Genomic DNA, 25,874 nt, shown 5'->3' on the forward strand with positions numbered 1-25,874 from the left:
GACAGCCGGCGCGCTCACCTGAGCGAGCGGATGGACGCGGCGGCGCGCTTCGCGTCGCGCAGCCTCGCCTCGTAGGTGGTCGCGATGACGACGAGTACCGTGCCCGCGAGTGCGAGCCACGCCCACCAGGGGACGACGCCGGCGACGACGGCGAGCTGCTGGCGGAACGCGGTGACCGCGTGGAGCACGGTGATGATCGCGCCGAGGACGAGCGGGGCCTGGAGGCGACGCGTGGCTCCCCAGACGGTGACGCCGACCGCGCCGAGGCCGAGGGCGATGAGACGCCAGGGCGCCGGGTCGGCGAACTGCGCAAGGTAGCTGGGGACCAGCAGCAGGGCCAGGCCCGGGGTGAGCGCGGCCCAGCTGCGCAGCGCGGGGCGCTGGTCGAGGAAGTACAGGCCTCCTGCCAGCAGCGTGGCGCCGAGGGGTGCCGTCGCGAGCTCGAGCCATGGGGCCGGGGCCTCGGTGGCCACGATGCCGACGATGGCGACGATGGCTGCGGCGGAGAACGCGAGGACGGGGACGCGGAGCGAGGGCCGAGCGCCGGGGGCGGACTGCGCCGGCGCCAGGGTCGGGAGCAGCTCCGGGCGGACCAGGCTCGCCAGCGTGACGGCGCAGAGCACCAGCACCCAGGTGAGTGCGAGCTGCTGGCCGTTCTCGACCTCGCGTCGCAGGATGCTCGGGAGTGCGGAGAGCACCAGCGCCGTGATGGAGAGGGGCACGAGCACCGTCGAGGCGAGCGCGGCGAGGCGCGGGTTCTCGAGCTGGTGCTGGCGGCGCCACAGCGCGCTCGCGAAGAGCAGCACGAAGCAGGCAGGCAGGACGCCCCAGAGCGGCAGGGCGACCGGGGTCAGGGGTCCCTGCGCCGCGATGACCAGGGCGGGGCCGAGTACGGCGGCCGAGATCGACGAGCCGACGCCCAATGCGTTGGCCGAAGCGCGCATCCGCGCTGCAACGGGCGCGACGGTGCACACGACGACCAGCGCGAGCGTCAGGATGGCGAGTGCGAACTCCGGCACCGAGAGCGACAGGATGCGGGCGCCGGCTTCGTCGAGGGGCTGCGCGACCGCGGCGATCGCGCCTGCACTGAGCCAGATGCCGGGTGCCGCTGCCAGCCACAGGAGGCTCTCGACGCTTGACGGATGGGGCTCGTCGCCGAGACGGCCGGTCGCGGCAGTCGCGGTGCCAGCTGCCAAGAACACGAGGAACGCTCCGCCGAAGGCCACGAACAAGGAGGAGCCGTCCCAGTTCCCGAGCACCTCCCAGACCCACGCGAGTGCGAGGACCGGCACGCCGAGGTAGCGGAGGATCGCGTACGGCGAGCGCGCCCCGAGGTGGAGGCTCGCGACGATAGCAGCGGACGCAAGCAGGGCGACTGCGGTCGGAAGCGCGCTCCAGTCGGCGAACCCTTCGACTCGGGCGCGTGAGGCTCCCGCTGCCAGGGGAACGCCGGCCAGCGCCGTCAGGAGGCCGAGCGCGCGCAGCGCGATCCCGTCTCCTCGGCGCGTTCCCTCGGGAGCCAGGAGCACACCGGCCAGGGCGGTGAGCGCTCCGATGACTCCGGCTGCGGCGGCGATCTGCACGGGGGAGACGCTTTCGACACCGATGGCCTGCACGTGGTCCACGAGCAGCCAGGTCGCGAGGACCGTGGTGGCGTAGCTGGCGAGTCTCACGAGCAGGTTCGGGGCGGAGAGCACTCGGGCGATCACGACGATGGCTGCCGCGACGAGGCCGACGAGGAGCACGGTGATGCCCGTCTGCTGCTGGATCCAGGGGCTGCTCGACCCGCTGGGTATGCCGACCGTCACGGCGACACCGTGGGATGCGAGCGCCAGGAAGCCGACGAGGGCGAGTCCGGCGCGGCCGGCCGCGGAGACGAGGCGATCGGGCAGGACGGCTGCGAGGAGGCCCGCGAGCAGTGCCAGTCCGAGCAGGAGGATGGCGCTCTCGAACCGGGCGGTGAGCAGGAGCGCGATGACGACGGCTCCGCCGGTCGCTGCGAGGAGGGCGATGAGCAGCTTGCGGCGGGCGCTGACTTCATCCGAAGCCCAGACGGGACGCAGCAGCAACAACGACACGGTGCCGACGAGCAGGACGCAGGCCACGAGCCAGAGGAGCGCCTCGACGTTCGTGAGAAGCCCGGTGAGCAGGCCGCGTCGGTTGAGTTCGCTGGTCAGGTTCGCTTCGACGTGGGCGAGCGCCGTGAGCACGGCGACGCCGGCGGCCGAGGCGCTCAGCGAGATGAGCAGCGGACGCGCGTGGGCCGGGACGCTGAGGATGCTCGTTGCAAGGGCGACCCCCAGGGCGACCACGATGCCGACGAGGAAGTACAGCAGCGTGCTCGTGGTCGTCTCAGCTGACGTGATCGCGGGGACGACCGTCGAGAGCACGAGCCCGCCGGCGAGGACGAAGGCGGCCGCTCGTGCCGGCACGCCAGCGCTCCGTGCCCGGCCGAACCACCAGAGCAGGAGCGCGGAGACGACAAGCGGGACTCCGGCGGGGAGATGGAAGCCCTCGGAGCTCGTGATGCCGGGGGTGCCGGCGGCGAAGACGTACCAGGCGGCGGTGAGGAGGCCCACGCCGATCCAGGCGATCGAGGCTCGTCCTCGCGCGCGGAACAGCCCTGCGGGGGAGATCGCGAGCAGCACCGGCACTGCGGCCGAGGTTGCGATCGTCGCCGCGAGGTACTGGGCTCCCGCGGACGCCCCGAAGTCGCCGGTGAAGAACGGCGTGCTCACGAGGGAGACGAGCGCGACGGCGGTGGCTGCGAGCTCGGCGGAGAGGACCCTGCTTCCCTGAGCGCCGCGAAGTCGGGCTGCGAGGGTGCCACCGGCAGCCAGCGCGGCGGCGGCGACGCCGAGGGAGGCCACGACCGGCGGAAGGAACTGCGCCGTCACGAACGCCGTGACGAGCGCCCCGAGGGTTGCCCAGAGGGCTGGGGGCAGGACGGCGAGGAGCGGCACCACGGCGGGTGCATCCTCGTCCTGCCGGCGGCGCAGGGCGACGAGCACACACGCGGCGCACAGCAGCACGCCGAGCGCGGCGCAGCTCAGCCAGAGGGCTCCGAGCGGCCAGGTGGCGTTCGTCAGGAGGGCGCCGTCGTCGCTTCGCGCCGCGCTCGACCTGAGGAGCGCGAGCAGCACGAAGGAGGCGACGAAGGCGGGGAGGGCTGCCGCGGAGGCGAGCAGGATGCGCTCGGCGGCGGAGAGCCACGGTCGTGGGAGCAGGAGCGAGGCGGCGAGTAGGAGCGCGATGCCGAGGTAGGAGCACGTGATGGCGAGGTTCGTCCCCGATGGCTCCGGGGTCCTCCAGGCGTCCCGCACGAACGCGACGAGCAGGGGGACGGCGAGCAGCTGCGCGGCCGTGAGTGCGGTGAGGACGGGCCGGAGCGGCGAGGTGCGCCCGGCCGAGAACCGGAGCCCGAAGGTGAGCGCAGCGCCGACGACAACCGCGCCGATCTCAACGGGTCGCACCGCGAGCCCCGCCGCCAGCAGCGCGAGGATCGCGACGCCGGCGACGCACTGGAGCACGATTCTGAGGGCAGTGGTCGGGACTGCGGCGGCAGGTGCGGCCAGCCGCTCGCGGGAGAGGACGACCGCTCCCGCGACCGAGGACGCGGCGATGAGCAGATTCGCGATGGTGACGGTGAGCGCCCCAGGAGCGCTCGCGGCGGCGCACAGCGCGAGGAAAGATCCCGCCGCCGTGAAGGCGGGAGTCAGCTGCCGGATCCGGCCGGGCACGAGCTGCAGCAGCCCTGCTGCCACGGCGAGCCCGAGCGCACCGCCCGCGATGGCCCACCAGGTGCGCAGCTCGGCGCCCGAGAGCGCCTGTGCCATTCCGGCCTGGTCAGCGGCGGCGAAGGACAGCACGGAGTCGGCTGATACGACCGAGAGGCCAAGCGAGATCACCGGGACCGCAGCCGCTGCGAGCGTCGTGAAGCTCAGCGAGGTCACCGCGAGCTGCAACGCGGCGGACTGCGGGCGTGCTGTCGCGGCGAGTCGGGACCTGACCACCTGGGCAGCGGCCAGCAGGATCGGGATGAGCGCAAGCGAGAGCGCGAGGCGCACAGCCCCGGTGAAGCTCAGGGGAACGGCCCCGAGCGAGAGCGCCGTCAGGATGCCGAAGGCGATGAGGAGGCTGCGCGCGGCGAGTGCTCCGCGTTCCTGGCTGACGAGCCAGGCCAGCAGGGCCGCCGAAGCAGCCGCGATGAGGAAGAGGAAGGCGTACCCGAGCCAGGGGTCGTTGCCGGTTGCCGCCGCCGCGCCGCAGAGCACGCCGCCGGCGAGCGCGACGACGCCCGTGACGGCGAGGATCCAGCGCTCGAGCGAGCGCGGAGTTGCACCGCTGAACGAGTCGGCGGCGGGTGGGCCCTGCATCGCTGCCGAGACGGAAGGCCTGACGCGCAGCAGAACGTGCAGCGCGGAGGCGGCACCGGCCAGCACGAGGGCGAGGACCAGTCGCTGCACGGGGGACAGGAACGTGGCGGTGGCTCCGGCCGCGGTGAGGGCGAGGGCGGGCAGCACGGTGAGGCTCGCGGCTATGCCAGGGGCGCGCAGGCGCGAGAGGCGATGCCAGGCCTCGAAGGCCACCGTCGCGACGAGGAGGCCGATGCCCCAGTAGAGCGTCCCCGGCACGTCGCCGGCACCGAGGAGACCCGTGGCCTGGACGGCCCAGACGTCGAGGACGACCAGCACGACACCGAGCGCGCCGATCCCCTCCGCCGTGGCCGAGAGCCTCCGGCGCTTCAGGATGCTGGCGGTCGCGATGACCGCGAGTGTCACGCCGGCGGTGATGGCCGCCTTGACCTCGACGCCGAAGACGACCCAGGCGAAGGTGAGGAAGACGACCGCGGCGATGCTGAGGAGCCCGATGCCGAGCACGAGGAGCAGCAGCTGGACGCTCGAGCGTCGGGGCCTGGGCGGTCGAGCTGGCGGGGTGGGCGGCAGGTGCTGGGCCGGTGGTGCCTGATACCCGGAGGGGGCGCGCTGCGTGGCCCAGGTCTCCGTCGGCTGCGGCGCCGGGTGCTGCGTCGTCTGTTGCGCCGGCGCGGGCACGTGCTGGCCGCGCTGCTGCGTGTTCTGCCCCTGCCCCTGCGCCTGCCGCGGAGCCGGGACCGGAGCCGGAACCTGAGACGCATCCGCCCCGAGGTGACCTGCGGCTCCTCCGAGGAGCCTCGCGTGGTCGGCCGCGAGCAGCGCGTCGCTTGCCTGGCTCCTGCCCCGCTCCTCCTCCCGGAGCCGTGCCTGCTCGGCTCGAGCCAGCTGGTCCTGTCGCGCCGCGTGGGCCTTCGCCCTTGCCTGCTCGTTCGCCGCGACGATGAACTCACCGCGGGCCAGGAGGGGACCGCGCGCCTGCGCGCCGAGGTCGAGAAGATGGCTGATGACCGCTGAGTCGCGGGTGAAGCCGCAGGCGGGGCAGGACGGCCCTGGAGCGCCATAGGTCTCGAAGCACGAAGGGCATTTGCTCGGGTCGGTGAGATCGCCGAGCGTCTTCGGGAACCGTGGCCTCTGGGCTTGTCTGCCCACTCCTGCGTCAGTCACTCTGCGTCTACCCCCGGGGTTGTCTGGGCGTCAGCCTAGCGAGCGAGCCGCGAGGATGCCGGTCTCCGGACAAGAATGGGGAGGCGGAAGCGGGAGCGGGGGAGGACTGCCCGGCCAGATGAGCAGGGCAGTCAGGTCCGAGACGCGGTCAGGCGCTGACGAGCGGGAGGCGCTTGCGCCACTGGCTGATGGAGACGGCGATGCGAGACGACGTCTGCCCATCCCACTCGACCGCGAGGCCGTTGCTGCGCATGGTCGTGGCCACGAGACGTCCGAGCTGGTGCTCCGCCTCCGCGCGCTCTTCCGCCGTCTGCGAGGCGCTGGCCGCGAACGTGCCGAACGCGAGGAGCAGCTCCGCGTCGTCGCCGGCGAGGCGCTCAGCGTCCTGCTGGTGGAAGAAGACGTAGCCGACGTGCTTGCCGACAATCCTCTCGGCCTCGATCTCAGCGTGCCCGCAATTCTGGCAGCAGGCGAAGTTCATGCGCGCGACGACGCCGGCCTGCTCGAGGTCGGCGAACGCGGCTCGGAGCTTCTCGTAGTCGCCCTCGCTGGCCCAGTCACGCTGGCAGTCGGCGAGATCGTCCCAGGTGGCGGTGACGATCCGCTCGATCTCATCGGGCCTGACGGGCAGCGCCTCGTCCTCGGCGAACGAGCCAGCGGTCTCGAGGGCCTCGTCGAGGGAGACGAAGCCGGGTCGGATGAGTTCGACGGTCCGAGCGCGGAGGGTTTCCCGCGCGTTGTGAACGCCGTGCGGCTGGTGCTCGGCCTGGGGGGTGCTCGAGGCTGGGCGGAGGTACTTGAACAGATCCACGGCGGAGACTCTACGTCTCCACGGGGGGAACGTCCAACCGTGAGCTGTTCAGGGTGGCCTTCCCGCCGAGTCTGCTGGCGCTTTTCGGCGGGCTGGGGCGAGACTTGGCGCATGACTGAATGGAATGTGCGCCCCGTCACTGCGTCGGACGAGCCGGAATGGCGGGAGCTCTATCGCGGTTACCGAGCGTTCTACGGGGTTCCCGCCGACGAGGCCAAGATCGACACCGTCTGGTCGTGGCTGAGCGACGAGGCCCACGAGTCGCACGGCTTCGTCGCGGTCGACCCGGAGGGGCACCTGGGCGGCCTCGCGCATGTGCGGCGCTTCGCTCGACCGCTCTCGGCCACCACGGGCCTGTACCTCGACGACCTCTTCACCTCCCCGGTTGTCCGCGGCGGCGGCGCGGGCCGGGCCCTCCTGCTGCACCTCGGCGAGTACGCCACGGATGCTGGCCTCAGCGTCGTGCGCTGGATCACGGCGGAGGACAACGCGACGGCTCGGCGCCTCTACGACTCGGTCGCGAAGCAGACGGCGTGGGTGACCTACGACATCGTGTCGTGACCACGCGACGCTCGGTCGCGACGGCGTCTCTCGGCGTTCACCGAATCGCGAGAGACTGAGCCTCATCGAGCCGGAGCTCGACACTTCGACGAGGAAGGCCCCTCATGCCGACACACCTCAGCCGCCTGCAGCGCGATCGCGCGCCCCGGCCGACTCGCGACGAGCTCTACGCGGCGGGCAAGGCGCTCCGCAAGACGCAGCCGCACGTCGAGCACGCCATCTTCGTCCCTGGCGAGCGCGACCCCCGGGCGATCCTCGCCGCGCAGAATGAAGCGAGACTGCCAGAGCTCGTGGCGCTGCGCATGGGGCGGATGCTCGACAGCCCGTTCACGTTCTATCGCGGCACCGCCGCGATCATGGCGCACGACCTGTCTCAGGGGGCGAGCACCGGCATCCAGGTGCTCGCCTGCGGCGACGCGCACCTCAGCAACTTCGGGCTGTTCGCCTCACCGCAGCGCACGCTCGTGTTCGACCTCAACGACTTCGACGAAGCCGCGTCTGCGCCGTGGGAGTGGGATCTGAAGCGGCTCGTGGCGAGCGTGGTCGTCGGCGCCCGAGACCTCGGACTCACCGAGGAGCAGACGAGGAAGGCGGCGAGGAAGGCCGCGGCCGCCTACCGGGAGGGGATGCGCGAGATGGTGGGCCACTCGGCCCTCGACCGCTACTACCTGCGGCTCGACACCGACGTGGCGCATCCCTCGTTCAGGACGGAGGCACAGGACGTGCTCGCGAAGGCGACGAAGAGCGCCAGGAAGCGCACGTCGCAGAAGTTCGTCGACAAGCTCACGGAGCGGGCGGCCGACGGCACCAGGCTCATCGTCGAGAACCCGCCCGTGATGACGCACATCTCACCCGAGGCCGAGGCGCGCGTCGAGGAGCTCTTCGAGCGCTACCGTGCGACGGTCGGCACCGACGTGGCGTTCCTGCTCGGCAACTTCACGCTCACGGACGTCGCGCGGCGGGCTGTCGGGGTCGGGAGCGTGGGCACCCGGTGCTTCATCCTGATCCTGACGGGGCCAGGCGGGGAGGCGCTTGTGCTGCAGGTGAAGGAGGCGCCGCCGTCGGTGCTCGAGGCCTACGGCCACGTCGACCCGCGCAGGCTCCTCCAGGCGCGATCGCGCCGCGAGTACGACGAGCTCGGAGAGGGGTACCGGGTGGTGAGCTGTCAGCGCATCCTGCAGGCCGTCTCCGATCCGTTCCTCGGCTACCTGCGCTTCGAGGATGAGGACGGCGTCCCAAGGGACTTCTACGTGCGGCAGTTCAGGGACATGAAGGGCTCGGTCGACCTCGACCAGCTCACGCCGTCGGAGTTCTCGAAGTACGGGGAGGCGTGCGGCACGCTCCTCGCACGCGCTCACGCGCAGAGCCCCATCGCGCCGATGATCGCCGGGTACCTCGGCAAGAGCGGCTCGTTCGATGGCGCGATGGCCGAGTGGGCGATCGGCTACGCCGAGCAGTCCGCGCTCGACTACGCCGAGATCCTCGCGGCCAGAGACCGCGGGGAGTTCGAGGCGGTCTCCGACCGCTGAGGTCGTGCGTGCGGCAGCGCCTCGTCTCCCCGGACGCGCTCCAGGATCCTAGGAGGCGCGGCGCTGCTGTGCGTCGGTGACCGCATCCGCCGCCCCGAAGGCGCTGCTCGGCGGCTCCGGCGCGAGCCAGCCGTGCTCGCGCAGCGCCGCCACGGCGGCCTCTCGCGCCGAGTACGGCACGATGCGGCCGTCGACCTCGACGTCGGCCCGGTGCCCGTGCCCGCCGACGAAGATCAGGTCTCCGACCTCGGCCAGCGCGACCGCGTGGTCGATACCGGTGGCTGAGTCGGCGATCTCGTAGAGCTCACGCTCGGGGAACTCGGCGCGGATCGTCTCGACGAGGGTGCGGCGGATGCCGTCGGGGTCTTCCGTTCGCGGGTTGTAGTCGGTGACGATGACGACATCCGACTCCTCGCTCGCGGCGCGCGCCATCTCCGGTCGCTTCCCCTTGTCTCGGTCGCCGTCGGCGCCGAAGATCATGAAGAGCCGGCCGGGGGTGAAGGGACGGAGGGCGTGCAGCACCGCGCGGAAGGACGCTGCCGTGTGCCCGTAGTCGACGTAGACGCGCAGCTCCGACTCGCCGGAGACGAGATCGAGGCGACCCGGCACCACGGGGTGGAGCCCGTCCGTGGCGCTCAGCGCCTCCCGAATCTGCTCAAGCGACGCGAGTCCGGTGCCGATGACGGAGACGATCGCGAGCGCGAGGTCGAGCGCCGTGAAGGCGCCGGGGAGGCCGATGCTGGAGGTGAGCTCCTCGCCGTTCGGGCCCCGCAGGGTGAAGTCGGTGCGTTCGAGGCCCTCGGCGTCGATGTGCAGCACCCAGTCGGCGTCGTCTGCGCCCTCCGCGGTGTCTCGTGCGACCGTCACGACGGGGATCAGGGACTCGGCTGCCGCGCGGCGCCCCCACTCGTCTTCGATCGCGATGACGCCGCGCTTCGCGTGCCTCGGCGTGAAGAGCACCAGCTTCGACGCGAAGTAGTTCTCCAGCGTGCCGTAGACATCGAGATGGTCCTGCGAGAGGTTCGTGAAGATGGCGCTCTCGAAGGGCAGTCCGTCGACCCGCCCACCGTCGAGGCCGTGCGAGGAGACCTCGATCGCGGCCGCCTGCACGTCGTCCTCGGTCATGCGAGCGACGAGGCCGTGCAGGTAGTCGGACTCTGGCGTCGTGAGTCGACCGGAGAGGCGTGTCTCGAGACGCGCGTCCCCCACGATGCGCTCGACGGTCCCCGAGAGCCCGGCCTTGATGCCGAGCGAGAGGAAGAGCGCGTGCAGGAGGTAGCTCGTGGTCGTCTTGCCGTTGGTGCCGGTCACCGCGAAGAGCTGGGGCGTGGCGATCTCGGTGCCGAAGACGGTCGAGGCGGCGACGCTCATGACCTCGCGCGGGTTCTCGACGACGATGGCGGGCAGGTCGAACTCGGCGGCCTTGGCTGCGCCGGCCTCGTCGGAGAGCACGGCGACCGCACCGGCCCGAACGACCGCTGGCAGGAAGTCTGCGCCGTGCATCCGTGCCCCGGGAATCGCGACGTAGAGGTCACCCGGGCGGATGCGCCGGGAATCGCTCGAGACCCCGGTCACCGTGATGGCGTCGCTCGCGGGGGAGGCGATCCCGCCGGTCGCAGCCGCGATCGTGGCGAGGGGAACAGCGTGTGGGCTGTTGGGGCGTGCGAGATCTGACTGCAATGGTGTTCCTCTCGGAGGGCGCTGGGGCGCCGCGGGTGGCCTTCACTGCAACGCCTCGGCCGACGCCGGTGCGAAGGACCTCAGTCACGCCAACGTGCAGATAACAAGAAGATAACGACGCCGCATATGCGGGTCACATGACGAACATGTGAGTCGTCTATGCGTGGCGCATGAGCCAACGAAAAAGACCCCCTCGAAAGGGGGTCTTGCCTGGCTCGATGCCGCAGGAGGACGTTGGTCGGGGTGACAGGATTCGAACCTGCGACTTCCCGCTCCCAAAGCGGGCGCTCTACCAAGCTGAGCTACACCCCGGTGCCGATCGCGCGGCGAACCGGAGGCAATGCTACCGGACTCCCGGGGCCACGCGGACCACATCCACGGCCGCGACTCGCTGGTGGAGGGTGGGGTTCACGGACCTCGCCGAGATGGGGTAGCATTCTCTTCGTCCCGATTCGGGGCTGTAGCTTAGTGGTAAAGCCTCTGTCTTCCAAACAGATGATGCGAGTTCGATTCTCGTCAGCCCCTCCAGACAAAAGCCCGGTCAAGCCAGAGATGGCTCGGCCGGGCTTCGTGTTTCCACGCTCCCTCGGCTACTGCAGCAGCTCCCTGATGTCCTCGGCCGAGAGCTCGGTGCTGAACAGCTCGTCGTCGTCGATGACGGCGTTGAAGAGCTTCGACTTGCGATCCTTGAGCGCCATGACCTTCTCCTCGATCGTGCCCTCCGCGATCATCCGGTAGACCATGACGCGACGCTCCTGCCCGATGCGGTGCGTACGGTCGATGGCCTGCTCTTCGCTCGCCGGGTTCCACCACGGGTCGAGCAGGAACACGTAGTCGGCCTCCGTCAGGTTGAGGCCGAACCCGCCCGCCTTGAGGCTGATGAGGAACACGGGGGCCGTGCCCTCCTTGAAGGAGGCGATGACCTCTGCCCGCTTCGTCGTCGCGCCGTCCAGGTACACGTAGGGGATTCCCTCCGCGTCGAGGCGCTTGGCGACGAGCTTGAGGTACGAGGTGAACTGGCTGAAGACCAGCGCCCGGTGCCCCTCGGCGGCGACGTCCGTGAGGTGCTCCAGCAGAGCATCCAGCTTGCTGGAGGGCACAGTGCTCGGCGGCATGCCGTCGAGACCCGCCTGGATGAGCGCGGGGTCGAGCGCCAGGAGGCGCAGCAGCGTGAGCGAGCGGAACACGATGAATCGGTTCTTGTCGAGGTCCTCGAGCAGCCCGAAGAGCTTCTGGCGCTCGCGCTGCAGGTAGAGGTCGTAGAGCTCGCGGTGCTCCTCGCTGAGTTCGATGAAGAGCGTCTGCTCCTGCTTCTCCGGCAGTTCGGGTGCGACACGCTCCTTCGTGCGTCTGAGCAGGAAGGGGCGGATGCGCGCTCGAAGTCTCGCGAGGCGCTTGGCTCGCACCTCGGCGCTCGCGGGCTCGCTCAGCCCGGCACCGACACCATCGCTCACGCCGTGCCGCTTGCCTTCGATCGTGCGCACGTACTCTTCCCCGAACCGCCTCGCCGAGGGGAACAGGCCAGGGGCGGTGATCGCGAGGAGCGCGTGCAGCTCGGTCAGCGAGTTCTCTAGGGGCGTGCCCGTGATGGCGAGCTTGAACGGCACCTCGAGGTCCCTCGCGCATTCGCTCGCGAGCGAGCTCGCGTTCTTCACGAACTGGGCCTCGTCGAGGACGAGCCCCGACCATCCGGTGTCTTCGGCGACGCCGCGGTAGGCGTCGAAGTCGAGCCGGAAGAGCGCGTAGCTCGTGACGACGATGCTCGCCCCGTCGGCGACGTCCGCGACGCGGCGCCCTGAGCTGGCCTGGGTCGCGTCGATGATCCGGGTCGTGAGCTCGGGGGTGAACCTGGCGGCCTCCGACACCCAGTTCGACACGACCGATGTCGGCGCGACGACCAGCAGCGGTGCCGGCTCGCTCCCATCTGCTGCCTGCTCGCGTGCGTGCTGCACCAGGGCGAGGGTCTGCAGGGTCTTCCCGAGGCCCATGTCGTCGGCGAGGATGCCGCCGAGCTTGTTCCGCCAGAGGAACGCGAGCCAGTTGAGGCCCTCCTGCTGGTACGGGCGCAGTGACGCGTGCAGCCCCCGGGGAGGCTCGATGGGCGAGGGGGCGTCCTCCCGCAGCTCACGAAGCAGCTCGCGCCATTCGACGGCTGGCTCGGCCTCGTCGGCGAGGTCTTCGAAGTCGGACCAGAGGCTGGCGTGCCTCCGGCTGATCTGCAGTCGGTTCGGCTCCCACTCGTTCAGTCCCTGCGCTTCGCTGATGAGCTCGCGCAGCGGCTCGAATGCCGGGTGCTTGAGGGAGAGGTAGCTGCCGTCGATGAGCAGCAGTCTCGGCTTCCCGAGCGCGAGGGCCTTGAAGAGCTTCGTGAAGGGGATCACGTTGCCGTCGACGGTGACGGTGACCCCGAGGTCGAACCAGTCGTGCCGCTCGGTGGGCACGGTCGTGACGGTCAGGTTCGGGGCTCCGCGCAGCTCCCGGTAGGCGGGCGGCGTGCCGACGGTCTCGACGCGGATGCCCGGGAGTCGTTCGAGCAGCGGCAGGGTCTCGGCCGCGAAGCGTGCGGCCTCGATCTGCGAGAGGGTGACCCGAGCGGGCAGGGCGCCGGGGGAGTCGACGTCCTCCGGCATCCAGTCGCGCGGGAGCATGCCCTCCTCGAGCACGCTCGAGAGTGCGGGCGGTGCGGCGAGGGACCGAGGGTTGGCCCACCGCCAGCGCAGCTCGATGCTGTGCCGGGGGCCGAACGTCGTGGTGAGGATGAGCTCGGGAGGTGTCGGCTCAGGGATGCGGACCGACGAGTCTGCGCTGCCAAGCCGCAGGTGCGCCGCGAGCTCTGGCAGGTGCGAGCGCTCGAATTCGTCGGCGTCGTCGCTCGGTACCGTGAACTCGGTCCTGCGGGCGCGTCCGGGGTCGAGGAGGGCCAGCTGCTGGTGGGAGAGCCTCGTGTCGCTCTTGGCGAGGCGGATGCGGTCGGGCTCGTCGGCGTCGAAGGCGTAGAAGCCGTGGTCGCCGACCGGTCGGGCCGTCTCGAAGTCGGCGGGCGCATCCCCGATGGTGAGGAGTGGCGCCACGGTCAATCCGCCCGGGGTCCGCTTGGCGTCGAGCGTGAGGCTCGAGCCGGCTTCGAGCGTGATGCTGGCGCGCTTGCCCGTGCCGACGAAGGCGATGTCCAGGCTGATGGCCTCCTGGAGCATCGTCCACATCACGGGGCTCTGCGCCTCGTCGAGGAAGAGCCATTCGCTGTCCTGGCCCGGTTCTGGCGGGCGCGCGGCTCGGTGCACCGCGAAGAACTGCGCGAACCAGGCCTGGTGCCGAGGGTCGAGGTCTCGACGCCCGCGCAGGTGCTGCAGCTTCGCCCAGGTGAGATCGCCTTTCACCCACTTGCCGCGAACCCCCTGCATGACGGGTCGTGCCCCGAGCCGGAGCTCGTCGAGCGCCGTGGCCGCGCCGTCGTCGCCCGTGAACGCGCGGCGTGACGTGGGTCCGTTCCAGCGGTACATGGTGCGCGGGATGAGTTCTCGGACTTCGAACTGCAGAGCAAGCGGCACGATTCGCTCGTGGGTGTCGCCCTCAACCGGGGCGGAAGGCTGCTCGAGGAGTCGCCCGAGTGCGCTGCGCCAGGACGCCTGCGTGGGACTCTCGCTCGGATTGCTCACCGGTGCAGTCTACGAACCACCACCCCCACTGGTCTTGCCTCGGCGCTCCGTGCGGCGTAACGTACAACCAAATGGTTACACAACAGCTCAGTCAGGACGACGTCAACCGCATCTTCCAGGCCCTGGCGGATACGACGAGGCGCGACATCCTCACGCGCGTGCTCCGCGAGGAGCAGTCCGTGACCACCCTCGCCGAGGCCTACGCCATGAGCTTCGCGGCCGTGCAGAAGCACGTCGCCGTGCTCACGAGGGCAGGCCTCACGACGAAACGGCGGCGGGGAAGGGAGCAGCTGGTCCATGCCGACCGGGCGACGATCGCCCAGGCGACGCGGCTCCTCGAGTCCTACGAGCGGCTCTGGCGCGACCGAGCATCCCGCATCGACGCGCTCCTCGCCGACGACGACGAGAGCGCACCACCACCCCCGCGCGCCGACGCTGGCGAGCGGTGAACGAAGGAGAGAGCATCATGCCCGTCATCTCAACGCAGAAGGATCCGGATCAGCGCACGCTGACCGTCGTCACCGAGCACGCCGCGACGCCGGAGCGCGTCTGGCGGCTGTGGGAGGACCCCCGCCAGCTCGAGCGCTGGTGGGGCCCGCCGACCTGGCCGTCCACGGTCGACTCGTTCGAGTTCTCGCCTGGTGGCAAGGTCCTGTCGCACATGACGGGACCGGACGGCACGACGGCGGGGGAGTGGTGGGAGTTCGTCAGCATCGAACCGCACCACACGCTGTCGTTCGACAACGGGTTCGCGCACGACGACGGCTCACGCAACCTCGAGCTGCCCGTCATGCGCTGCACCGTCACGATCGAGGCTGCCGGCGACCTCACTCGCATGACCACCGTCTCCGTCTTCGCGTCTCCGGCCGACTTCGACAGCGTCATCGAGATGGGCATGGCGGAGGGCATGACGGAGGCCATGGGCCAGATCGACGCCGTCCTCGCCGGCTGAGACGTCCTGCTCAGCACAGCGGCGCTCGTCGCGGCGGGAGGCCGCGACGAGCGCCGCGTGGGTGTCGGATCGGTCTCTGCCTACTTGTTGACCTTGCCGACGAGGTGCTCGCCGGCGGCGACGCGTTCCACGTCGTCACTGCCGGGGATGACGTTGCCGCGCAGCGAGCGCCCGGCGGTCTCCTTGAAGGTCAGCACCGAGATGAGACCGATGAGGCCGGCACCCGCGAGGTAGAACCCCGGGATGAGGACGTTGCCGGTCTGGTCGATGAGCCAGGTGTTGGCCGAGGCCGCGGTTCCGCCGAAGATCGCCGTCGAGATGTTGTAGCCGATCGCGAAGCCCGAGTAGCGCACCGCGGTCGGGAACAGCGCGGGCAGCGTCGACGAGATGGTCGAGATGATCATGACGAGGAACAGGCCGAGGATGCCGAGGCCCGCGATCTGCGCGATGAGCGACCCGGTCTGGATGAGCATGACCGCCGGCACGGAGAAGACGGTGAAGCCGATGCTCGCGGCGATGAGCTGCGGTTTTCGGCCGATGCGGTCGGAGAGTGCGCCGAACGGCACGATCACGGCCATCATGAGGAGCTGGATGACCACGAGCGAGAACGTCGATTCGGCGGTGCTCTGGTCGAGGGTCGTCGACAGGTACGTCGGCATGTAGGTCAGCACGAGGTAGAAGGCGACGTTGATGAGGATCACGAAGCCGAAGAGCTTCAGCACCTGCATCGGGTAGTTCTTCAGGAGCGACACGAGGGCGCCGATGGCGGTCTGCTTCTCGCCTGGCTCCTGGGCGTCGTCGACGAACGTCTCGGACTCGCTCAGGTGGCGGCGCATCCACAGGGCGACGAGGCCGAGGGGGAGCGTGAGCAGGAACGGCAGGCGCCACCAGCCCTCGAGCATCCCGTCGTCGCCCACGATGAAGGCGAGCGTCGTGCACAGGATGGCGGCGGCGCTTGCACCGGCGAGGGTGCCGAACTCGAGGAACGAGCCGAAGAAGCCGCGCTTGTCGTCAGGCGCGTGCTCCGACATGAAGATCGCCGCACCGGCGTACTCGCCGCCGGCGGAGAAGCCCTGCAGCATGCGGAGCAGGATGAGCAGGATGGGCGCTGCGAAGCCGATCGAGTCGAACGACGGGAGGAGGCCGATCGCCGCCGTCGAGAGGCTGATCATGATGATCGTGAAGACGAGCACCTTCTGGCGGCCGATGCGGTCGCCGAGCGGTCCGAGCACGATGCCGCCGAGGGGGCGCACGAGGAACGAGACGGCGAAGGTCGCGAAGGTCAGGATGAGGGCGAGCGCGCCACCCTGGTCGTCGCTGAACGTGAAGAACAGCTGCGACACGTAGATCGCGAGGTAGCCGTAGATGCCGTAGTCGAACCACTCGATGGCGTTGCCGATCGCGGAACCGGCGACCGATCTCCGTGCCGTCTTGCGTTGGATTGGTGTGAGGTCGATCTCGCGGGTCAGGGGTGCAAGGGTGGCACCGGGGCCACCTCTGCTGGACTGATCAGAGGACATGGGGGTGCTCCTTGCTGAATTTTCCACACGGGTGATGTCCAAGCACAGCGCGCGGACCTGGGTGTTACCGGGACGCCTCCGCGAGACGAAGCGCTATCAACGCGTATGCGCGCGCGGCGACGAGCAGCTCGTCGGTCCGGACACGCTCCTCAGGCTGGTGCGCCTGCGACTTCACGTCACCCGGCCCGAGGATGACGACGGGGATCTCGTGGTGACGGGCGATGAAGCCGCCCTCGCAGGCCGCGCTCCACCCGCCGATGCTCGAGGATCCACCGGCGTCGGCGACGGCCTGCACCGCGGCGGCCGGCACCACGGAGTCGGGTGGTGTCAGGAACCCCGGCATGGCCATGTCGAGGTGGCCCGCGACGGTGATGCGCTCGGAGTTGAGCATCCCACTCCCCGCGATGGCTGCGCGGATGCGCGTGAGCACGTCCTCGAGGATGCGTTCCGGTTCCTCGTCGGGGAGCACGCGTCGGTCGACGTAGAGCGTGCACTCCTCGGCAACGATCGACGTGCCGTGCCCGCCGGCGATCATGCCGACGTTCCAGCTGCCGGTGCCGATGAGGCCGGGGACGGCGGCACTCTGCTGCGCGATGCGCCTGGCGTCGTCCTCGATGGCCTGCACCGCGATGGCGGCCGCGGCGACGGCACTGGCCCCGTCGGCCGGGTTGCCGGCGTGCGCTGCCGCGCCGCGCAGCGTGATGATGAAGTTCGTGGCGCCTCGGCAGGCGACGACGGTGTCGAGGCCCGTGGGCTCGGCGACGATGCACGCCGAGTATCGCGCGATCTCCTCGTCGTCGCTCACCGCGAGGGCGGTTGGAGCGTCGGCGATGTAGCGGAGGGCGCCGGTCGCGGTGTCCTCCTCATCGACCGTGCAGAGGAGCGCGAGGCGGACCTCGGGTCGCTCGGCGTGCACCGCCGACATCGCCGCGACGACGGCCGCGAGGCCGCCCTTCATGTCGACGGCGCCGCGGCCGATGAGCATGCCGTCGACGAGACGCGGCTCGAAGGGGTCGCCGAGCCAGCCCACGCCAGCTGGGACGACATCGCTGTGCCCGAGGAAGAGCAGCGCTGGTCCGTCGCCACCGCCCAGCTCGGCGAGCAGATTGTGCCGCCCCGGGGCGACCTCGGTGAGCGTGACCTGAGCGCCCGCCCGCTCGCACAGCGACGTGAGGACCTCGACGGTCGCCGCTTCCGTCTCGCCAGGATTCTCGCCGCGTGCCCGGATCAGCTCCGCCGTGTCGGCGACGATGCTCTCCAAGTCGAGCCGCGAGAGCGCCGACGCCTCCGTCTGGCTGACGCCGCTCATGCATCACCCTTCACGATGAGCTCGCGGGGAGCGCGGGTGAGCACCTCGACGCCCGTCTCGGTGATGCGGATCGACTCGGAGACCTCGAAGCCGAAGCCCGTCATCCACATGCCGGCCATGAGGTGGAACGTCATGTTGGGCTTGAGCACGGTCTCCTCGCCAGAGCGGATGCTGACCGTGTGCTCGCCCCAGTCGGGTGGGTAGCCGATGCCGATCGAGTAGCCGAGTCGGGAGGCCTTGCTGAGCCCCTGCTTCGCGAGCTGGGCGTCCCAGGCCGCGACGGCGGCATCCGGGGTCTGGCCAGGGCGCAGCAGCTCGAGGGCCGCCTCGAACCCGTCGAGGGTCGTCGCCGCGACCCGCTGCAGCTCCGCGCTCGGGGTGCCGAGGCTCACGGTTCGCGCGAGCGGAGCGTGATAGCGGCGGTGCGCGCCAGCGAGCTCGAGCGAGACCGCCTCCCCGGCGACGATCTCGGCGCTCGACCACGTGAGGTGCGGCGTATCCGCCCCTTCTCCGGCCAGCATCATCGGCACGATCGACGGGTAGTCGCCCTCAGACGCCCCGACTCCCGCGGCCTGCGCCGCCTGGATCTCCGCGGCGACGTCGCTCTGTCGTCTGCCGCCGCGCAGCGCGTTGATGCCGACCGCCATCGCGTTCGAGCTCACGGCGGCCGCGGTCCGCATGAGCGAGATCTCCGCCTCCGACTTCACGAGACGCACCCAGTTGACCAGCTCCCCGCTGTCGACGAGGTCCCACTCGGGGAGGCGGCGCTGCAACGTCAGGAACGAGCGGACCGAGAAGAAGTGCGCCTCAGACTCGTAGCCGACCCGCATCCGCCGATCTGCCTGGCCCCGCTCCCGCAGCTCGGTCGCCGCCCAGTCCATGGGGTGCACCTCTGCACGGTGCACGAGGCTCTCGGGGTAGCCGGCGACCTGCTCGCTCGGCAGCCAGGTCGTGTGGTGCGCGCCATGCGCATCCATCGCCCGCATGACGAGGAGGAGCTCACCCTCGGCCGGCACGTAGAGGAACTGCGGCATGTAGAACGACCAGGCGTTGTAGCCGGTCAGGTAGTAGAGGTTCGCCGGGTCTGTGACGAGCAGCGCGTCGAGGCCGGCGTCGCTCATGCGGACCCGAGTGTTCGCGAGCCTCACGTCGAACTCCTCGCGGCTGAAGTCTGCTGGCTGCGACATCTCGCTCCCTCTGTTGCGGCGGTCCCGAGAATCTACTCGCTCGCGGAGCCGGTCGAGTGCATGTAGTTCAATGGATGCGCGATCACTGCCCCGTCCGTCGCCCCGAGGAGCCCACGTGCCAGACAACTCGACGCCAGAAGATCCTGAGAAGGACGGCGAGGTCGACTACTCGCAGCGCGACTACCAGGCCCCATCCGGCTACCGCGCACCCGACTTCGTCTCGAAGTGGGCGGCGCAGGACAGCAGGGGCGACGAGCAGCGGCTGGAGGACCAGCGGCGCGAGGCGGAGCGTGACGCCGAGGATGCGGCCGAGGATCCCTACGCCGCTCCGCAGGAGCACACGCAGAGCTTCGACACCCCGCCTGGGCTGCCCGACCCGCCGCGCACGCTCGAAGAGCTCGATGAGGCCATCAGACGCGATGCCGCCTCCCAGACGCCGGGATTCGTCGTGCAGGGCGGCGGGTCTGGCGAGGAGCTCACGCAGTCGGCCGACGGGCAGCTGGACCGGCAGGAGCTGCTGCAGCGTGTCGCCACCGACAGCAGCGCGCTCCTCGGGAACCGAGCTCGCGACGTGCAGCGGGCGGCCTCGGCTGGCGGGTCGGGGAGCATCGCCAAGCGCCTCGGGGACCTCGCATCCGCACCACCGAGTCAGATCCCAGGAGCACCGGCCGCGGCGTCCGCCTCGACGGCCGGAACCGGGACGGGCACTGCGAAGAAGAAGGGCGGCGGCGCCTGGTTCGGGCTCATCGCCGCGATCCTGGCCCTCACGTTCGCGATCTCGGGGATCACGTTCATCGCGTGGGTGCTCGTCGTGGTCTCGCTCATCTCGAGCATCGGCCTCCTGCGCGCGGGTGGCGGGCGGCGGGCCGTCGGCGTCATCACCCTCCTCCTGACCGTCATCGCGCTCGTGATCCAGCTGATCGGGTCGACCGGCGGCTCGATCCGTGGCGCCGTGACCGAGCTGTCCGGCGGCACCGGCACCCTCGACCTCAACGGGACGGCAAGCGTCTCCGGCACCGGCAACGCGAGGTTCGACGTCGTCCTGCCGGACGGCGCCGACGACATCGGCCTGCTGCAGGTCGAGTTCGAGGGCGAGCAGCTGCGCATCTACGACGTCGACGCCGAGGGCGAGCAGATGGGCAGCTCCTCGATCAGCGCCTACTCCGACTACTCGGGCCTCGCCGTCATCAACGACTGGATGGACGACGAGTTCCGGGCCATCGACATCGAAGCGGAGGGGGAGTGGACCGTGACGCTCGTCTCCGTCGACACGCTCCCCTCATTCGACGACGAGTACTCGGGGGTGGGCCAGGAAGTGCTCCTGTACGACGGTGCCGGGGGCGACGCGACCTTCACGTTCGAGCCCGACCAGAGCGTCACGATCGACACGTTCGGCGCGGACGGCTGGTACGAGAACATCAGCGAGGTGACGTCGCTCACGCGGCCGTTCGAGGCCGGCCCGACGATCATCCGCATCGAGCCGTACGAGGAGGAGACCACCTGGAGCATCAGCTTCGACGGCGCAGCGCCGTCCCCGACGCCGACACCCTGACGCACTGACGCCCTGAGCTCAGTCCTGCCGGCGATACCGCAGCTCGGGGCGCCCGCGCCTGCCGTAGACCGGCTCGACCTGGGCGAGTCCGCGCGCGCAGAGGTGGTCGAGGTAGCGGCGAGCCGTGACCCGGGAGAGGCCGCAGCGCTCGGCGACCTCGAGCGCCGACTGCCACTCGGGGTGCAGCTGCGACGCGACGAGCGTGATGGTCGGCTCCGACAGCCCCTTCGGGAGCGGGCGGCTGCGGCCAGGCGGCGGTGCCTGCGCACCCTGCCGGTCGCCGCCAGTCGCCTGCGCGCCCGCACGGCGAGCGAGCATCCCGTCGATGTCCTGCTGTCGCAGCGGCGAGGTCTGGGCCGGCGAGGGCGCCCGGTGCGGGGCGACGGTGCGGGTGTCGCGGTAGTTCGCGAGGCGCGCCTCGAAGTTCGCTTTCGAGAAGGGCTTCACGAGGTAGTCCGAGATGCTCGCCGTCGCGAGCTGAGCGACCGAGAGCCGGTCGTTGGCCGAGGAGATGATGATGGCGTCGAACGAGTCCCCGAGGAGGTGGCGCAGGCGACGCAGCACCTCGACGCCGCTGAAGTCGGGCAGGTGCACGTCGAGCAGCACGAGGTCGATGTCCGTGCTCGCGGCGACCTCGAGGGCTTCCTCTCCGGTTCCCGCGACCGCCACGACCTCAAAGCCGTCGACGCCCGCGAGCATCCGCTCGTGCAGGCGCCTGACGGCGGTCTCGTCGTCGACGATGAGGGTGCGGATCGTGGTCACTGGTCCATCCTCCCAGTGCTCGCCGCTTCCGAATCCGCGTCAGCCCGCGTGATCGAGTTCGGAAGCGTCGCGACGAAGCGGGCTCCGCCGAGCTCGCTGTCCGAGATGACGAGCGCACCGCTGTGCGCCTCGGCGATGCGGCGTACGAGCCCGAGGCCGACGCCGCGAGGGATCTCGAGGCCGTCCCTCGTCTCCGCGGTCTTCGTCGAGAAGCCAGCCTCTATGATCTGGTCGCGCAGCCCCGGAGCGATGCCCGGCCCGCTGTCGTCGACCTGGATCCGGAGCCCACCAGCCTCCTCTTCGACGGCGACACGGACGACTCCCTGCTCGCCCTGCGCCTCCACGGCATCGACCGCGTTGCGGACGAGGTTGCTGAGCGCGGTGGCGGCGTCGTCGCCGAAGGAGAGCCCCGTTCCCGCGCGGTCCTCGATCTCGACGTCGGCCTGCAGCTGCCCGCCGTGCTCGCAGAGGCGCGCACTCGCGGCGGCGAGGATGGCGCGGACACGCACCGGGGCATCCGCGAGCGTCTCCTCGAGAGCGGGCGCCGCGGCGAGCGAATCGACGGGCGTGAGCGTGCGGATGTAGTCGAGTGCCTCCTCGCGCTCGTCGACCTCGATGAGGCCGAACAGCACATGCAGGCGGTTGGAGAACTCGTGCGTCTGCTCGCGCAGCGCGGACGCCAGACGGCGCTGCGTCTCGAACTCCTGCGCCGCGACGGTGAGCTGGTCGAACCGGCGGCCGAGGAGGAGGGAGACTCCCGCGGCGCAGGCGAGACCGAACAGACCCGCACCGACAACCCAGGGGACGACCTGCCAGATGCGTTCCTCGAGCTGCGCTGAGATGGAGGATTCGAGGATGCCGACCGAGGCGGTGCCGACGACGACGCCATCGCGCCAGACCGGCACCTTCGCGCGCAGGGTGGGGCCGACCGTGCCGACCTCGGTGCCGACGAAGGTCTCCCCGCCCAGCGCGATGCTGGGGTCGGTGGAGACGAGCTCACCCCGCCGCTCCGGCACGGGGTGCGTGATGCGGATGCCCGCATCGTCGGTGATGACCACGTAGTCGACGCCTGCGGACTCGGAGACGAGGTCCGCCAGCGGCTGCAGCGTCGCACCGGCATCCGGGGACCCGACCGCCTCGACGACGGCGGGCAGCTCGGCGAGGCTCATGGCGACGTCGAGCGTGCGCTCCCCGGTCTCCTCGCGGATCGAGGTGTGCTGCACCTGGAGGGCGACGAGCAGAGTCGTGAGCATGCAGATCGCCACGATGGAGAACTGCACGGCGACGAGCGTGATCACGCGTGGGCCGCGCAGCGACGTCAGGCCACCGATCCGCGCTCTGTCCATCCCTGCACCCCCTCGTGTCCCGGCTCTCGGCGACGGTCCCGCGTGTCCACAAAGACCACAAAGGCCAGAACCCGCAGACGGTCACCGCCGGTGCAATCGTAGACAGAAGCGCAGACCAGCGCGGCGACAGAGTCGTTGCCAACGGAAGGAATACTCCATTGAGTAGAACAAGACTCCCGAACAAGCTGCTCACCTCCCTCTTCGCCATCATCACGGTCGCCGTCCTCGGCTTCGCGGTCGTGGATGCGAGCAGCGCGGGTGCCGGAGCCTCGGCCAGGAGCAAGCTCACGATCATGGCCCCGGCAGCCCCAGGCGGCGGCTGGGACGCCTTCGCCCGCGAGGCGCAGCAGGCGATGCGGGCGAACGGCATCGTCAACAACGCCCAGGTCGTGAACGTGCCAGGCGCTGGTGGAACGATCGGCCTCAGCCAGCTCCTGCAGATGCAGGGCCGCGACGACCTGCTCATGGTGACGGGCGGCGTCATGGTCGGCGCGACGGTCCTCTCGAACACGGGGGAGTCCCTCGCGGACACCGTGCCCATCGCGCGCCTCGCCGACGACTACAACGCGCTCGTCGTGCCGGCCTCGTCGCCGTACACCACCCTCGAGGAGTTCGTCGAGGGCATGAAGGCGGACCCGGGCAAGCACTCGATCGCCGGCGGCTCGCTCGGCGGCATCGACCACCTGCTCAGCGGAATGCTGGGCAAGTCGATCGGCGTCGACCCCAAGGACGTCAACTACGTCGCCTACTCGGGCGGCGGCGAGGTGCTCTCCTCGCTCCTGTCCAGCACCACCGCCGCGGGCCTGTCCGGCTACAACGAGTTCAGGGACCAGATCGAAGCTGGCACCCTCAAGGCGCTCGCCATCTCGGCCCCGGAGCCCGTCGATGGCATCGACATCCCCACCTTCAAGCAGGAGGGCGTCGACGTCGCGATGGTCAACTGGCGCGGAGTGGTCGCCCCTCCCGGCATCGACGACGCGACGCGCGACGAGCTCATCGACATCGTCACCGAGCTCGAGAACAGCCCCGAATGGGCGGAAGCGCTCGACCGGAACAACTGGACGGACAGCTTCCAGCCCGGCACCGATTTCGAGGACTTCCTCGTCGGTGAGACAGATCAGGTCACCGCACTCGTGAAGGAGCTCGGACTATGAGCACGCTGCAGAATCCACGCGAGGCGCAGAGCCCGCGTGAGACGGACGGGCCCGGAACGGGCAGCATCTCGACCAAGGGCCGCTCGTGGTGGCACGGTCGCAGCGAGCTCGGCGTCGCCGCGTTCATCTTCGTCCTGGCCTGCGTCTTCGCCATCGGCACGGCCACCATGGATGTGCCGGCAACGGCAGGAGTCCCCGGCCCGCAGTTCTTCCCGACCATCGTCGTCATCCTCCTCTTCATCGTCTCCATCGCGCTCGCGATCACGGTCATCCGCAAGCCGGCCCGTGACGACGAGGACGAGGCCGGGCAGATGCTGGAGATGTCGCCAGAGCTGCTCGAGGACATCGGGCAGATCGACACGACGTCCGAGATCCGAGTGGTCACGGCCGCGGCGGGCGAAGAGCGCAAGAAGCGCACGGGCACCGACTGGAAGACGCTCGGCATCGTCTTCGCCGCACTCGCGGGGACAGCGCTGCTGCTCGAACCGCTCGGCTGGATCATCACCGCCGCCGTGCTGTTCTGGGTCGTCGCGTACGCCCTCGGCAGCAAGCGCCACCTCTTCGACATCGGAGTCGCGTTCCTCTTCTCGTCACTTGTGCAGCTGTCGTTCTCGGCGGGCCTCGGCCTCACGCTGCCGTCCGGAATCCTGAGCGGAGTCCTCCCATGGATCAGCTGACCCACCTCCTCGAGGGCTTCACCGTCGCCCTCACCCCCATCAACCTGCTGTGGCTGCTCATCGGCGCCGTGCTCGGCACCGCCGTCGGCGTCCTGCCCGGCCTCGGCTCCGCGATGGCCGTCGCCCTCCTCCTGCCCGTCACGTTCAGCCTCGACCCGACCGGCGCGTTCATCATGTTCGCGAGCATCTACTTCGGTGGGCTCTTCGGCGACTCGACGTCCGGCATCCTCCTCAACACCCCTGGCAACTCCTCGGCCATCGCCACGACGTTCGAGGGGCACAGGATGGCGAAGGACGGCCGGGCCGCCAAGGCACTCGGCACGTCGGCGATCGGCGCGTTCATCGGCGGCACCATCGCGACGGCGCTCGTCGTGTTCTTCTCGCCGTTCCTCGTCCAGCTCGCCACCCAGTTCGGCCCCGCCGAGTACTTCGCGCTCGCGGCGTTCGCCTTCGTTGCCATCTCCTCGGTCGTCGCGGACTCCGTGATCCGCGGCCTCATCGCGCTCGGCATCGGCCTCGCGATCGCCCTGGTCGGCGTCGACGGCCCGTCTGGTGCGGCCCGCTTCACGATGGATCTGCCGCAGTTCTTCGACGGCATCTCGATCATCGTCGTGACCGTCGGACTGCTCGCGATCGGCGAGGTCCTGCACGTCGCCAGCCGCATCCACCGCGAGGGCGGGCTCACGAAGATCCCCGCGTCCGGTTCGCCGTACCTCAACCTGCGCGAGTTCAAGCAGGCGCTGCCCGCGTGGCTGCGCGGCACCGCCTACGGTGTGCCGTTCGGTGCGATCCCCGTCGGCGGATCCGAGGTCCCGACGTTCCTCGCCTACGGCACGGAGAAGCGGCTCGCGAAGCGCCGCAACGACCCCGACTTCGGCACGCGCGGCTCCATCCAGGGTGTCGCGGCGCCGGAAGCCGCCGGTAACGCGACGGCGGGCACCGCGATGGGCGCGCTCCTCGCGCTCGGGCTCCCGACGTCGGCCACGGCGGCCATGATGCTCGCCGCATTCCAGCAGTACGGGATGCAGCCGGGACCGCTGCTCTTCGAGCGCAGCGGCGACCTCGTCTGGCCCCTGCTCGCGAGCCTCTTCGTGGGCCTCCTCATCCTGCTCATCATCAACCTGCCGTTCGCGGCGGTGTGGGCGAAGCTGCTGCTCATCCCGCGCCACTACCTGTACGCGGGGATCACGGGCTTCGCGATGCTGGGCGTGTACGCCATCGCCTCCTCGGCGGTCGACCTGTGGCTCGCGATCGCCATCGGCGTCTTCGGGTTCGTGATGCGCCGGTACGCGATCCCGCTCGCGCCCGTGCTCATCGCGGCCATCCTGGGACCCCTCGCGGAGACCGAGCTGCGGCGAGCGCTGGCGGTCAGCGAGGGCGACCTCGGCATCCTGGTCGACTCGCCCATCACGATCGCCATCTACGTGCTCATGGTCGGGGCGATCGTCATCAGCGCCGTCCAGCACCTGCGCACCCGCACCCGCGAGAAGCTGATCCTGAAGGCGAAGACGGAAGCCGTCGCCGTGCAGGCCGCAGAGCGCGAGGACGCGAAGTAGGCGAGCTGCGTCGGAGGACACGCCGCGACGGGCGAGTGGGGCGCTCTCGCGCATCCACTCGCCCGTCGCGCTGCCCCCGGCC

17 protein-coding genes and 2 tRNA genes are annotated in these 25,874 nt (G+C 70.3%); 9 read left to right on the top strand and 10 right to left on the bottom strand.

Annotation, left to right across the window (positions count from 1 at the left end):
• Nucleotides 1-14 precede the first annotated feature (14 nt).
• Nucleotides 15-5,540 carry an SCO7613 C-terminal domain-containing membrane protein gene (locus C5E10_RS06845; protein WP_104330997.1) on the bottom strand — a complete coding sequence of 1,842 codons (5,526 nt, stop codon included), beginning with the start codon at nucleotides 5,538-5,540 and terminating at the stop codon, nucleotides 15-17.
• A 148-nt stretch (nucleotides 5,541-5,688) separates the two neighbouring features.
• Nucleotides 5,689-6,351, bottom strand: a complete 663-nt coding sequence (locus tag C5E10_RS06850; RefSeq protein ID WP_104330998.1) for a DUF6891 domain-containing protein — start codon at nucleotides 6,349-6,351, stop codon at nucleotides 5,689-5,691.
• Nucleotides 6,352-6,462: 111 nt separating this feature from the next.
• Here C5E10_RS06850 and C5E10_RS06855 point away from each other — a divergent pair, with 111 nt between their 5' ends.
• Together C5E10_RS06855 and C5E10_RS06860 are read left to right on the top strand one after the other, a co-directional pair.
• Entirely contained in the window at nucleotides 6,463-6,912 is a 450-nt protein-coding gene (locus C5E10_RS06855; protein ID WP_104330999.1) for a GNAT family N-acetyltransferase, read from the top strand.
• A gap of 104 nt (nucleotides 6,913-7,016) precedes the next feature.
• Nucleotides 7,017-8,441, top strand: a complete 1,425-nt coding sequence (locus C5E10_RS06860; protein ID WP_104331000.1) for a DUF2252 domain-containing protein — start codon at nucleotides 7,017-7,019, stop codon at nucleotides 8,439-8,441.
• Between the two features lie 48 nt (nucleotides 8,442-8,489).
• Here the strand turns inward: C5E10_RS06860 and C5E10_RS06865 are convergent, their stop codons facing one another.
• The gene (locus tag C5E10_RS06865) at nucleotides 8,490-10,121 is read right to left on the bottom strand and encodes a Mur ligase family protein (protein WP_104331001.1); all 1,632 of its coding nucleotides are present in this window, start codon (nucleotides 10,119-10,121) and stop codon (nucleotides 8,490-8,492) included.
• A 235-nt stretch (nucleotides 10,122-10,356) separates the two neighbouring features.
• Nucleotides 10,357-10,433, bottom strand: a tRNA-Pro gene (locus C5E10_RS06870).
• 142 nt (nucleotides 10,434-10,575) lie between these two features.
• Here C5E10_RS06870 and C5E10_RS06875 point away from each other — a divergent pair.
• Nucleotides 10,576-10,649 (top strand) — tRNA-Gly (locus C5E10_RS06875).
• Between the two features lie 62 nt (nucleotides 10,650-10,711).
• On the opposite strand, the gene C5E10_RS06880 is transcribed toward C5E10_RS06875, so the two are convergent.
• Nucleotides 10,712-13,777, bottom strand: coding sequence for a DEAD/DEAH box helicase (locus tag C5E10_RS06880; protein WP_104331002.1), 3,066 nt, complete (start codon nucleotides 13,775-13,777; stop codon nucleotides 10,712-10,714).
• A gap of 71 nt (nucleotides 13,778-13,848) precedes the next feature.
• On the opposite strand from C5E10_RS06880, the gene C5E10_RS06885 reads away from it, so the two are divergent.
• The gene (locus C5E10_RS06885; RefSeq protein ID WP_104331003.1) at nucleotides 13,849-14,226 is read left to right on the top strand and encodes a helix-turn-helix transcriptional regulator; all 378 of its coding nucleotides are present in this window, start codon (nucleotides 13,849-13,851) and stop codon (nucleotides 14,224-14,226) included.
• Between the two features lie 17 nt (nucleotides 14,227-14,243).
• Nucleotides 14,244-14,729: an SRPBCC domain-containing protein gene (locus C5E10_RS06890; protein WP_104331017.1), complete on the top strand. Its 486-nt coding sequence runs from the start codon at nucleotides 14,244-14,246 to the stop codon at nucleotides 14,727-14,729.
• An 80-nt stretch (nucleotides 14,730-14,809) separates the two neighbouring features.
• Here the strand turns inward: C5E10_RS06890 and C5E10_RS06895 are convergent, their stop codons facing one another.
• The 3 genes from C5E10_RS06895 to C5E10_RS06905 all read right to left on the bottom strand — a co-directional run bounded on the left by C5E10_RS06895 (nucleotide 14,810) and on the right by C5E10_RS06905 (nucleotide 18,745).
• On the bottom strand, nucleotides 14,810-16,249 hold the full coding sequence (locus C5E10_RS06895; protein WP_104331004.1) for an MFS transporter: 1,440 nt from the start codon (nucleotides 16,247-16,249) through the stop codon (nucleotides 14,810-14,812).
• A 64-nt stretch (nucleotides 16,250-16,313) separates the two neighbouring features.
• Nucleotides 16,314-17,558, bottom strand: a complete 1,245-nt coding sequence (locus tag C5E10_RS06900) for a M20 family metallopeptidase (protein ID WP_104331005.1) — start codon at nucleotides 17,556-17,558, stop codon at nucleotides 16,314-16,316.
• Nucleotides 17,555-18,745 (bottom strand): M24 family metallopeptidase, encoded by a 1,191-nt coding sequence (locus C5E10_RS06905; protein WP_104331006.1) that lies wholly within the window; start codon nucleotides 18,743-18,745, stop codon nucleotides 17,555-17,557. Before C5E10_RS06905 ends, C5E10_RS06900 begins: the two co-directional genes overlap by 4 nt.
• Before the next feature lie 115 nt (nucleotides 18,746-18,860).
• On the opposite strand from C5E10_RS06905, the gene C5E10_RS06910 reads away from it, so the two are divergent.
• Nucleotides 18,861-20,297, top strand: a complete 1,437-nt coding sequence (locus tag C5E10_RS06910) for a hypothetical protein (RefSeq protein ID WP_104331007.1) — start codon at nucleotides 18,861-18,863, stop codon at nucleotides 20,295-20,297.
• A gap of 18 nt (nucleotides 20,298-20,315) precedes the next feature.
• Here the strand turns inward: C5E10_RS06910 and C5E10_RS06915 are convergent, their stop codons facing one another.
• Both C5E10_RS06915 and C5E10_RS06920 read right to left on the bottom strand, forming a co-directional pair.
• Nucleotides 20,316-21,059, bottom strand: a complete 744-nt coding sequence (locus C5E10_RS06915; RefSeq protein ID WP_104331008.1) for a response regulator — start codon at nucleotides 21,057-21,059, stop codon at nucleotides 20,316-20,318.
• On the bottom strand, nucleotides 21,056-22,405 hold the full coding sequence (locus C5E10_RS06920) for an ATP-binding protein (protein WP_104331009.1): 1,350 nt from the start codon (nucleotides 22,403-22,405) through the stop codon (nucleotides 21,056-21,058). Before C5E10_RS06920 ends, C5E10_RS06915 begins: the two co-directional genes overlap by 4 nt.
• 158 nt (nucleotides 22,406-22,563) lie before the next feature.
• Here C5E10_RS06920 and C5E10_RS06925 point away from each other — a divergent pair, with 158 nt between their 5' ends.
• From C5E10_RS06925 to C5E10_RS06935, 3 genes are read left to right on the top strand one after another with little or no spacing between them, the layout of a single operon-like run.
• Nucleotides 22,564-23,559, top strand: coding sequence for a tripartite tricarboxylate transporter substrate binding protein (locus C5E10_RS06925; RefSeq protein ID WP_181062680.1), 996 nt, complete (start codon nucleotides 22,564-22,566; stop codon nucleotides 23,557-23,559).
• Nucleotides 23,556-24,236 carry a tripartite tricarboxylate transporter TctB family protein gene (locus C5E10_RS06930; RefSeq protein WP_104298894.1) on the top strand — a complete coding sequence of 227 codons (681 nt, stop codon included), beginning with the start codon at nucleotides 23,556-23,558 and terminating at the stop codon, nucleotides 24,234-24,236. The genes C5E10_RS06925 and C5E10_RS06930 overlap by 4 nt, the downstream gene beginning before the upstream one ends.
• On the top strand, nucleotides 24,224-25,792 hold the full coding sequence (locus tag C5E10_RS06935; RefSeq protein WP_104240768.1) for a tripartite tricarboxylate transporter permease: 1,569 nt from the start codon (nucleotides 24,224-24,226) through the stop codon (nucleotides 25,790-25,792). The genes C5E10_RS06930 and C5E10_RS06935 overlap by 13 nt, the downstream gene beginning before the upstream one ends.
• Nucleotides 25,793-25,874 lie beyond the last annotated feature (82 nt).

Origin of the sequence: Pseudoclavibacter sp. RFBG4 (genome assembly GCF_002931515.1) — a bacterium.
GTDB lineage: Bacteria > Actinomycetota > Actinomycetes > Actinomycetales > Microbacteriaceae > Pseudoclavibacter.

What these genes read in the sequence shown, in the direction of transcription:
- C5E10_RS06905 (WP_104331006.1), bottom strand. Translation starts at nt 18,745, where the DNA reads ATGTCGCAGCCAGCAGACTTCAGCCGCGAGGAGTTCGACGTGAGGCTC.
- C5E10_RS06935 (WP_104240768.1), top strand. Translation starts at nt 24,224, where the DNA reads ATGGATCAGCTGACCCACCTCCTCGAGGGCTTCACCGTCGCCCTCACC.
- C5E10_RS06855 (WP_104330999.1), top strand. Translation starts at nt 6,463, where the DNA reads ATGACTGAATGGAATGTGCGCCCCGTCACTGCGTCGGACGAGCCGGAA.
- C5E10_RS06930 (WP_104298894.1), top strand. Translation starts at nt 23,556, where the DNA reads ATGAGCACGCTGCAGAATCCACGCGAGGCGCAGAGCCCGCGTGAGACG.
- C5E10_RS06900 (WP_104331005.1), bottom strand. Translation starts at nt 17,558, where the DNA reads ATGAGCGGCGTCAGCCAGACGGAGGCGTCGGCGCTCTCGCGGCTCGAC.
- C5E10_RS06895 (WP_104331004.1), bottom strand. Translation starts at nt 16,249, where the DNA reads ATGTCCTCTGATCAGTCCAGCAGAGGTGGCCCCGGTGCCACCCTTGCA.
- C5E10_RS06885 (WP_104331003.1), top strand. Translation starts at nt 13,849, where the DNA reads ATGGTTACACAACAGCTCAGTCAGGACGACGTCAACCGCATCTTCCAG.
- C5E10_RS06920 (WP_104331009.1), bottom strand. Translation starts at nt 22,405, where the DNA reads ATGGACAGAGCGCGGATCGGTGGCCTGACGTCGCTGCGCGGCCCACGC.
- C5E10_RS06860 (WP_104331000.1), top strand. Translation starts at nt 7,017, where the DNA reads ATGCCGACACACCTCAGCCGCCTGCAGCGCGATCGCGCGCCCCGGCCG.
- C5E10_RS06890 (WP_104331017.1), top strand. Translation starts at nt 14,244, where the DNA reads ATGCCCGTCATCTCAACGCAGAAGGATCCGGATCAGCGCACGCTGACC.